10 protein-coding genes are annotated in these 7,995 nt (G+C 52.8%); 6 read left to right on the forward strand and 4 right to left on the reverse strand.

What is annotated here, in order from left to right:
* A partial coding sequence (locus ACR0LX_RS22685; RefSeq protein ID WP_480785594.1) for a hypothetical protein occupies positions 1 to 284 on the forward strand: 284 nt, incomplete at its 5' end.
* A 112-nt stretch (positions 285 to 396) separates the two neighbouring features.
* Here ACR0LX_RS22685 and ACR0LX_RS22690 read toward each other — a convergent pair.
* The gene (locus ACR0LX_RS22690) at positions 397 to 1,380 is read right to left on the reverse strand and encodes a LysR family transcriptional regulator (protein WP_480785595.1); all 984 of its coding nucleotides are present in this window, start codon (positions 1,378 to 1,380) and stop codon (positions 397 to 399) included.
* A 395-nt stretch (positions 1,381 to 1,775) separates the two neighbouring features.
* Here ACR0LX_RS22690 and ACR0LX_RS22695 point away from each other — a divergent pair, with 395 nt between their 5' ends.
* Positions 1,776 to 2,351 carry a gamma-glutamylcyclotransferase gene (locus ACR0LX_RS22695; RefSeq protein ID WP_480785596.1) on the forward strand — a complete coding sequence of 192 codons (576 nt, stop codon included), beginning with the start codon at positions 1,776 to 1,778 and terminating at the stop codon, positions 2,349 to 2,351.
* A gap of 246 nt (positions 2,352 to 2,597) precedes the next feature.
* Here the strand turns inward: ACR0LX_RS22695 and ACR0LX_RS22700 are convergent, their stop codons facing one another.
* Positions 2,598 to 3,503, reverse strand: a complete 906-nt coding sequence (locus ACR0LX_RS22700; protein WP_480785597.1) for a LysR family transcriptional regulator — start codon at positions 3,501 to 3,503, stop codon at positions 2,598 to 2,600.
* 88 nt (positions 3,504 to 3,591) lie between these two features.
* On the opposite strand from ACR0LX_RS22700, the gene ACR0LX_RS22705 reads away from it, so the two are divergent.
* Positions 3,592 to 3,804 carry a hypothetical protein gene (locus ACR0LX_RS22705; RefSeq protein WP_480785598.1) on the forward strand — a complete coding sequence of 71 codons (213 nt, stop codon included), beginning with the start codon at positions 3,592 to 3,594 and terminating at the stop codon, positions 3,802 to 3,804.
* A 363-nt stretch (positions 3,805 to 4,167) separates the two neighbouring features.
* Here ACR0LX_RS22705 and ACR0LX_RS22710 read toward each other — a convergent pair whose 3' ends face one another.
* On the reverse strand, positions 4,168 to 4,815 hold the full coding sequence (locus ACR0LX_RS22710) for a class I SAM-dependent methyltransferase (protein ID WP_480785599.1): 648 nt from the start codon (positions 4,813 to 4,815) through the stop codon (positions 4,168 to 4,170).
* Positions 4,816 to 4,911: 96 nt separating this feature from the next.
* Here ACR0LX_RS22710 and ACR0LX_RS22715 point away from each other — a divergent pair, with 96 nt between their 5' ends.
* Both ACR0LX_RS22715 and ACR0LX_RS22720 read left to right on the forward strand, forming a co-directional pair.
* Positions 4,912 to 5,811, forward strand: a complete 900-nt coding sequence (locus tag ACR0LX_RS22715; protein WP_480785600.1) for a LysR family transcriptional regulator — start codon at positions 4,912 to 4,914, stop codon at positions 5,809 to 5,811.
* A 16-nt stretch (positions 5,812 to 5,827) separates the two neighbouring features.
* Positions 5,828 to 6,319, forward strand: a complete 492-nt coding sequence (locus ACR0LX_RS22720) for a P-loop nucleotide/nucleoside kinase family protein (RefSeq protein WP_480785601.1) — start codon at positions 5,828 to 5,830, stop codon at positions 6,317 to 6,319.
* A gap of 301 nt (positions 6,320 to 6,620) precedes the next feature.
* Here the strand turns inward: ACR0LX_RS22720 and ACR0LX_RS22725 are convergent, their stop codons facing one another.
* On the reverse strand, positions 6,621 to 7,046 hold the full coding sequence (locus ACR0LX_RS22725; protein WP_480785602.1) for a VOC family protein: 426 nt from the start codon (positions 7,044 to 7,046) through the stop codon (positions 6,621 to 6,623).
* Between the two features lie 103 nt (positions 7,047 to 7,149).
* Here ACR0LX_RS22725 and ACR0LX_RS22730 point away from each other — a divergent pair, with 103 nt between their 5' ends.
* Positions 7,150 to 7,743 carry a TetR/AcrR family transcriptional regulator gene (locus ACR0LX_RS22730; protein ID WP_480785603.1) on the forward strand — a complete coding sequence of 198 codons (594 nt, stop codon included), beginning with the start codon at positions 7,150 to 7,152 and terminating at the stop codon, positions 7,741 to 7,743.
* The last annotated feature ends 252 nt before the right edge of the window (positions 7,744 to 7,995 follow it).

Raw genomic sequence — 7,995 nt, forward strand, 5'->3', positions numbered from 1 at the left:
TGGCTCCTTTCCCAGCAGTCGATAACAACTGCACTTTGGCACGTTCGATGCCGGTGGAGCAGGAGCCATCCACCTCATCCGATATGGGCCGAATGTCACTTTCGCTATTAGGTAATTTTATGATCGCTGATAGTGGCTATCATCCTTCCGCCGCTATCCTTTTGTGGACCAGTGGGACTTGGAAAAGCCAAACGGCACTGGCCGTCAGGGTGGGCGCAAGCCGGGAATTCGCTGAACTAAAGGCTAAATGTTCCTTCCTCTTGAAGGGCACCCACGCGCGGTGATGCGGCCCGTCGAATCCGCCATTCGCCGCATCCGCAAAATCAGGATCGATAGGAGCTTATAAAGGGCGAAACACAGCTGCCGTTTTTTCGAAGAGGGTCGGCTTACTACCCATCAAGACTTAAACGTTGCCGTGACACGCGGGGCGAAGAACTTAGTGAAAGTTTTGACCTCGGGCCGGCGATAGCTTTCTGGGGACATCAGCAAAGTCACTGTCACCGATAACTCTTCTATTGGATCGGAGCAGCGGATAAGCCCAGCTTCATTATCTGCGTACCGTGTGTGTAACACGGCGAGGCCATGGCCTGCCTTCGCCGCAGCATCCACCATTGACATTTCGTTGAATGAGGATGCGATCTGGTCCGATGAGACATGGCGAACCAACCAATCGTGCGTGTGGGAAGGACCGTGTGGGTTTTGGAACGTGATAAACCTGTGCCCCGTCATATCATGTTGCGACAATGGCAGCCGATACCTGTTTGCATAGTCTTGCGAGCCATACAGCGCGAAGCGGACCATCCCGAGCTTGCGCTGGATGAGTTCTGGATCATGATCCTCGTTCGATACGCGAAACGCAATGTCGGCTTCGCCCTTGAGTAAATCAAGAACCTGCATGCTGTGCTCGAACTTTATCGCAATACCAGGATGAGCGGCGGCAAATGCACTGAAGATGCCCATGGTCGTTTCGCCAAAATTCTCAGGTGCAGTGATGCGGATGGGCCGGGGTCGAGACAAGTCCTGTGCCTTTTTGACTAGTTCCACGGCATCCGCTTCCATCCTTTCCGCCAAAGTGAACAGCGCACGCGCATTATCGGTCGGCTGGAAGCCTCGCGTGTCCCTTTCGAAGAGCACAAGCCCTGTTGCTTGCTCAAGCGCATCTATCCGTCGAGCGACAGTTGGCTGAGCGACACCCAGTTTTCGTGACGCTGCCAGCGTGGATCCTTCTCGGAACACCGCCAGGAATACTCGGATATCAGACCAGTCGCGGAACTCGTTCTTCATCATTGTAGAACAGCACATCTTCTGCGCGGATACCAGAACAGCGCCCGGCTTCATATGCTGGAGTGCAAATGCAGGATCACCGAGGAAATCTGACATGACCGAAAAATCACATTACCCGGCAAGACTACAAACCTGGATCCGCAGGGTCTGGACCGGGTTTGTGCTAAGGTCAAATCTGCGATCGAAGCCTGACTTGAATTCAGATATTTGCCCTAATCGGGCGTTCGCGCGGGAGGTGTTGGATCGGCATCTAGGGGCGTTTTCATGCCCTTCAGATCTTCCTACCCGGTATGGACGGTCTTATGGTTGCTTCTAGGCCGATATTCCTGCAGGAGCGCTCGATGCCGCATCCAGATCATGTGTTTCGACACGCGCCCGCTTTGCGTGGGAGAATTACGCCACCGGATACGTCCGAGATGCGGTTCGGGTACGAACGTTTCGCTGAACTTGACGAACAAGCGCTGGAAGAAGGGTGGCCGCCAGGGTGGCGTATGGACCATGAAGACCGAGAGGCCAATCGGCAAGAGATCCTCGCCGGCCGCTTGAAGACCGACCTTTGGGTGTTTGCATATGGCTCGCTCATCTGGGACCCAGCCGTGCATGTATCGGAATACCGGCGCGGACTTCTTCAAGGCTGGCACCGCAGCTTCTGTATGCGGTTGGAAGGCGGGCGAGGCAGCCACAACCGTCCGGGACTAATGGCCGCTTTGGATAAAGGCGGGCAATGTGACGGCGTTGTCCTCAGAATAACTGCTAGTCTGGTAGATCAGGAAACAAAGTTTCTGTGGCATCGCGAAATGTTTGCCGGTGCTTATGAGCCGCGTTTCCTTGAGGTCGATACACCGCAAGGTTTGGTGGAAGCCCTGGTATTCGTTATGGATCGAAGCAACCGTCGCTATGTGCCGCACCTCAATCAAGAAGAGGCGGCGAAGATGATCGCAATAGCCGAAGGCGGTCTTGGCTCGAACTTCGACTACCTCCGTACCCTCGTCGGCCACTTGAACGAACTGGACATTGAAGACCACGAAATGCATCAACTGCTCGAACGGGCCAGTGCGCATCGATAAATGGCGATCAAGGCTCACTGCTCTCACTGGATGCATGGCAAAACTTGTCCGCTCCAGGCAGCACCGCCAAAACAAGGACGGTCCATCGCAGCCTTATATCACACTATGCCAAGGCGCGCTTCAGCCTTTAACAAAGCGGTCATTCTCGGCACTGGCGAAATGCGCAGGACCTCGCAGGTCAAGAGAGCGGGCCAGAGCTGCTTTATACCGCCTGAGAAACATTTACCGTAGTTAAAGATACGAACCCTACGTGTCCCGAATTAGAGCGCTGTATCGTGGAGCAAAGAATGCCGTGAATGCTTTGACTTCGGGGCGGCGGTAGGAGGAAGGATTCACCAACAACCAAACCGATGATGCCAGACTTTCCGGTAGCTCAAAACACTGGACGAGTGTTTCGTCGGTTTTCATGAAACGCGTCAGAAGCGTGCCGATACCAGCACCCATTTGAACTGCGGTCTCCATCGATTTGAAATCCTGACACGTCATGGCGACCTGTTCGGGCTCAATACGCTCAAGCAACCATTGATTCATTGCATCGTCGGCAAGTTTACCGCCCCAAACCAGATATTTGTGACCACCCATACTTGTTTCCGAATTCGGAAGATCAGATTTCGCCGCATAGGATTTTGAGGCAAACAGCGAAAGGCTAACCGACGCTAGTTTCCGACAAATCAATGATGGATCATTTATCTTCCTATTTGTCCATCTAATTGCAACATCAACGTCGCCACCGGAAATGTCGACAGAGGCATCACTGGGGATCAGTTCAAATTTTACTTTCCTGCCATAGCTGTCCACGAAGGATTCGAGAATTGCAGAAAGCCTTGGGTTAAAGGCGTCTGTCACGGCCGTAACTCGAATTGTGCAAGACTTGGCAGAGGCCAATCGGTCGGCCAGTGCATCCAGACTCTTGGCTGCCTGTTCGACCGCTTCAGCGCTCTCAACCAGCGCCAAAGCATCTTGGGTTGGCCGAAAGCCCTGTGTACTCCGTTCAAACAGAACCAAATTTAGTGTGTGTTCCAGCGCTTCTATCCGTCTGGCGACAGTGGGTTGTGCCATTCCAAGCGTCTTGGAAGCACCAAGCGTGGAACCTTCACGTATAACCGAAAGGAAAACACGCACGTCCGAAAGGCTCTGAAAAACGCTCTTCATTTTCGTAGAACAGCACAATGCCAGAGCGGATACCAGCCCGATCAGCCGATCCTTAAGCTGAATTCAACGCAAATAAGAGGATCATCCGATGACACTAACGTTCCCGGCATTCAACCTGTCCGCGCTGAAACTGGTCATCACAATGACCGACAAAACATCTGTCGAAAGCAAACTACCAGAACATGAAGAGGCATATGCAAAGCGCGCTTTTTTGCGCGAGGTGATCGCCCGCAATCCCGAAGCCTTGCAGAACGACCTCGGGATGATGGTAATGATGAGCCAATACCCCCGCAATTTCTAATGCAGTTAGGCTCTGGACCGGTGAATGCTTGTCTCAAGGACTTGACAATTCTGGGCTCATTCAAAAACCTGTAAGCCAGATTGACATGCACCTCCGTACCGATCCGCTACTCGTATCGAAGGGGTTGGCAACAACCCAACAAAGGCAGAATCCGGATCATCGACTCTGCATAAATCGCAAGGCAACCGTGAGATCTCTAAGACGGTGCCAAAAGTGGGCCAAATTCCGATAGATCAAGGAAGCGGTCAATGCCGCTTAACGGATGATCAGCAGGGACAAACTCTTCGATCATTCGCGACTGACAAATGGTAGACATTGCAACGTAAAGATCACTTCAGCAACGAAGATGAGAGAAGGGAAGCTTCAAGATTTTTGCGCAACTATGTAACGGCTCTGGAGCATCGAGGTTTGATCAGAAGTATAAAGGATTTCGAAGCCTGCGCTCACAATTTTCCTCTCAAGTACCGGTCCTGACACGAAACCCACAAATGGGGCTTTCCCAAGTAACTGCATGACCGGGATCGCGACCCGACTGATCATCGCATACTTGAAACCACCGTTCTCAGGCGCGCAGACGGTTTTGGATATGAAGAGCCCACCAGATTTTGTCAGCGTGGAAATGTGCTTGAGCGCTTGGTCCAGATCGGGCAGGAGATGAAGCAGGTTATGCGCCAGGACAGCATCGTAATGACCGTCATCAAGTTTGTGCTCAAGAACTTCGGCCACCTTGAAAGTGACATTGTCCAATCGCTCTTCATCGCGCTTCTCGTCGGCAATCTCAATCATGCCCGGAGCGAGATCCGTGGCCGTGATGTGGGCGACATGCGGTGCAAGCAGCAGTGCGGTGGAACCCGTTCCGCACCCGATTTCCAGCACGCTGTCTTCTGCTTTCAGGTACGATTTTGTACGCTCAAGTGTGTTCAGATACCCTTCCATGTCTCGGATCGGGTCTGCCGAATACTTCCGCGAAATTTTGCTCCAGAACGCGGCATCCTTGGACAATGCAGCCATTTCATTACTCTCTTTCAAGGTTGGACCCGCATTCTATACTTCCAAACATTCATTTGTTGAATTGCCACAAGTCGCAGAAGCGTTATGCATTAATGCATGAACTGGAAAGCCATCAATTTCGACTGGAATCAGGTGCGGTCCTTTTTTGCGACAGCCGAAGAAGGCTCGTTTTCAGCAGCGGCACGCGTTCTTGAGCAAACTCAACCTACTGTCGGCCGTCAAGTTGCTGCGCTGGAAACGGCGCTTGGCATTACCCTGTTTGAAAGAGTCGGCAAGTCGCTTACTTTGACGACCGCGGGCGCGGAGCTTTTATTGCATGTCAGAGAAATGGCGGATGTCGCGCACAGGATTTCACTTACCGCGACAAGCCAGTCGCAAACTATCGAAGGGCAAGTCAGGATCACCGCGTCCGATGTGATGTCTGTCTATCAGCTGCCGCCAATATTAAAAAAGATCCGACTTGCTGCACCGCGGCTAGAGATCGACGTCGTTGCCGCAAATGACTTACGAGACATACAGCGGCGTGAGGCTGATATCGCCATCCGACATGTCCGCCCAACGCAGCCAGATCTGACGGCAAAGCTTGTCGCCGAGGCCACGGCGCATTTTTACGCCGCACCTGCGTACCTTGATCAGGTCGGTCGGCCAAAAAATAAAACCGAGCTTGCGAAATTGGACTTTGTCGGATTTGGCGACATTGACACGATGATTGGCTTTCTCGATCCGGCAGGCATAAAGGTCACTCGAAAGAATTTCAGGATTGGCTCGCAAAGCGGGATTGTATCCTGGGAGCTTGTACGCCAAGGGTTTGGCATCAGTGTAATGTCGGATGACGTGGCTGCCTTGACACCCGGCATGGAACGCGTGCTCCCCAACCGCGAGCCGTTTAAGTTCCCGATTTGGCTGGCGACGCACTCGGAGTTGCATACCGCACGAAGGATCAGGTTGGTGTTTGATCAACTGGCGGACCAGCTCAGCACAGGAACCATCAGGTAATTCAGGAGCTCGCTCTATGACACAGGTTACTCCAACGCTTCATTTGCTATGTGGCAAAGTCGCTTCAGGAAAATCCAGTCTGTCGGCGAAACTTGCCAGCAGCGATGGGACGGTGCTCATTTCAGAAGATGAATGGCTGGGCAGCTTGTTCGGCGACCAGATGAACACCTTGCAGGATTATGTAAATTGTGCTGCGAAACTGCGGCTGGTCATGGGGCAGCACGTGACTTCATTGCTGAACGCCGGTGTTTCAGTCGTTCTCGACTTTCCGGCTAACACGATTGAAAATAGGGCTTGGATGCGCCGCCTGCTGGAAGACACAGACGCGGCGCACCAGCTTCATTTCTTAGACTTGCCAGATGAGGTTTGTTTGCGTCGGTTGCACATGCGCAATCGAGAAGGCGTGCACGCCTTTGCTGCAACGGAAGAACAATATTGGCGATTAGACCGGCATTTCGTGGCACCATCACCCGAAGAAGGTTTTGAGGTGATAACTCACCTTCAATAGCCCCAACCGGTCAAAGTGTCGCGGCGATACGAACATGTTTTGGCCACCCGCGCTCAATCGGCAAATGGCCAATTGCTCACTGTCAGCTTTCACATACTCTCAGGTCCGGGTTTGCGCCACGGCATAAGGTGCATGCCAGCTTTCGTTTTCCGACATTTACTTGCGATCCACAAACACATCAGTCCAAGCATCACCTCTGGGCACTAGCATCGGATTCACTGAACTCAGCTCAGATTGTGCGACCCCGAAGTGGCCGCACAACCGTTATCCCATTTATCACTTATCTTTATGGATCTTTGAATCACTTTGGTACCGCGTCGGCTGCATATTGCGACAGGAATTCCTCTGAGGGTGGGATCTGAGTGATGACGTCAATCAGTACCCCGTTTGGATCACGATAAATCGCATGGCGTTGGCCAAACGGCTCGCTCACAAGTGACTTTGCGACAGGAACTCCTTCCGACCGAAGTCGTTCGTCCACTTTGTCGACATCCTCGACTTCAAAGTTGAGGATCATACCCTTAGACGCACCGCGGGAAACCTCTGGGATTGTCTCGTGGTCTGACTGGACGACCGCGAGATTGACCGACGGATCCGCTTCACTTTGTAGATGCACATACCAATCCGCCTCGAACGCTGCGCGGAAGCCAAAATGACGTTGATAGAACTCTGCCGTCTCAGAAACCGTTTCAGACTGAATGACCGGATAATATTGAGTGACAAGCATTTTTGATCTCCTTAACTTACATGCACAGTGTATGTATCATCAATTTGCAAATACATGCAAGATGTATGTAAGGTGCTTGTAGTGACAATCGGAGCCGTTAAATTTGCCCCCAGAAAAACCCGCCCGACGCAGCCAGGCAGACCGACGCGCCGAAACGCGTGCCAAACTCGTAAAGGCTGCCCGAGAACTGTTTGTGAATTCGGGATTTGCCGATACTGCAACCCCAGACATCGTGCGTAGGGCCGGTGTAACCCGCGGCGCGTTGTATCATCATTTCAAGGACAAGGCTGACCTTTTCCGCGCCGTCTCAGAAGAGGAGGCCAAAGCAATCTCACACCATATTGACCAGGAAACGCGCAATGTTGCCGATCCCGAACAGGCCATGGTGACAGGATCGAATGCCTTTTTTGATGCCATGTTGGTTCCAGGTCGGGTGCGCCTACTTATGGAAGAGGCACCAGCTGTATTGGGGCACAACGTTGCTGTCGCGTTGACCCGGGCCAATGGAGCAGAAGAACTTCGAGAAGGGCTTTCGCGGGCTCTTCCTAAGCATTCACCAAAACAGATCGATGCCTTTACAAATTTGTTGTCGGCCGCGTTTGATCGCGCCGCCCTTGAGATCACCTATGGGGGCGATCCGAACGTCTACAAAGAGGTTATGCACCATTTGATTGGTGAAGTGCTCAAGGGCAACTAGCATACCTCGGAAGCCGTGCAGTAAGGATCCCTGCCCTTTCTCCCGTGACTTACTCGGCCCATTCCGGACCTTGACTCAAGGATCGTGGTGCCGCGGTGCGGCCCGTCCTACCGGCCATTCGCTGCGCTTGCGAACTCTGGACGGCGTCGGAGGTCAGGTGCGCGGAGATAGTGTTGAAGAAGTCGCCGTTTGGGCGCGTTCAGGATGCGGACTCAATAGGCTTCCGCCTTCCCTTCATCCCGTCAGTCTAGG

The sequence above is a fragment of the Ruegeria sp. CH11 genome, assembly GCF_056537105.1.

Excerpts from the sequence above, each read along its gene's own strand:
- ACR0LX_RS22690 (WP_480785595.1), bottom strand. The coding sequence starts at position 1,380 with ATGTCAGATTTCCTCGGTGATCCTGCATTTGCACTCCAGCATATGAAG.
- ACR0LX_RS22695 (WP_480785596.1), top strand. The coding sequence starts at position 1,776 with ATGGACCATGAAGACCGAGAGGCCAATCGGCAAGAGATCCTCGCCGGC.
- ACR0LX_RS22700 (WP_480785597.1), bottom strand. The coding sequence starts at position 3,503 with ATGAAGAGCGTTTTTCAGAGCCTTTCGGACGTGCGTGTTTTCCTTTCG.
- ACR0LX_RS22705 (WP_480785598.1), top strand. The coding sequence starts at position 3,592 with ATGACACTAACGTTCCCGGCATTCAACCTGTCCGCGCTGAAACTGGTC.
- ACR0LX_RS22710 (WP_480785599.1), bottom strand. The coding sequence starts at position 4,815 with ATGGCTGCATTGTCCAAGGATGCCGCGTTCTGGAGCAAAATTTCGCGG.
- ACR0LX_RS22715 (WP_480785600.1), top strand. The coding sequence starts at position 4,912 with ATGAACTGGAAAGCCATCAATTTCGACTGGAATCAGGTGCGGTCCTTT.
- ACR0LX_RS22720 (WP_480785601.1), top strand. The coding sequence starts at position 5,828 with ATGACACAGGTTACTCCAACGCTTCATTTGCTATGTGGCAAAGTCGCT.
- ACR0LX_RS22725 (WP_480785602.1), bottom strand. The coding sequence starts at position 7,046 with ATGCTTGTCACTCAATATTATCCGGTCATTCAGTCTGAAACGGTTTCT.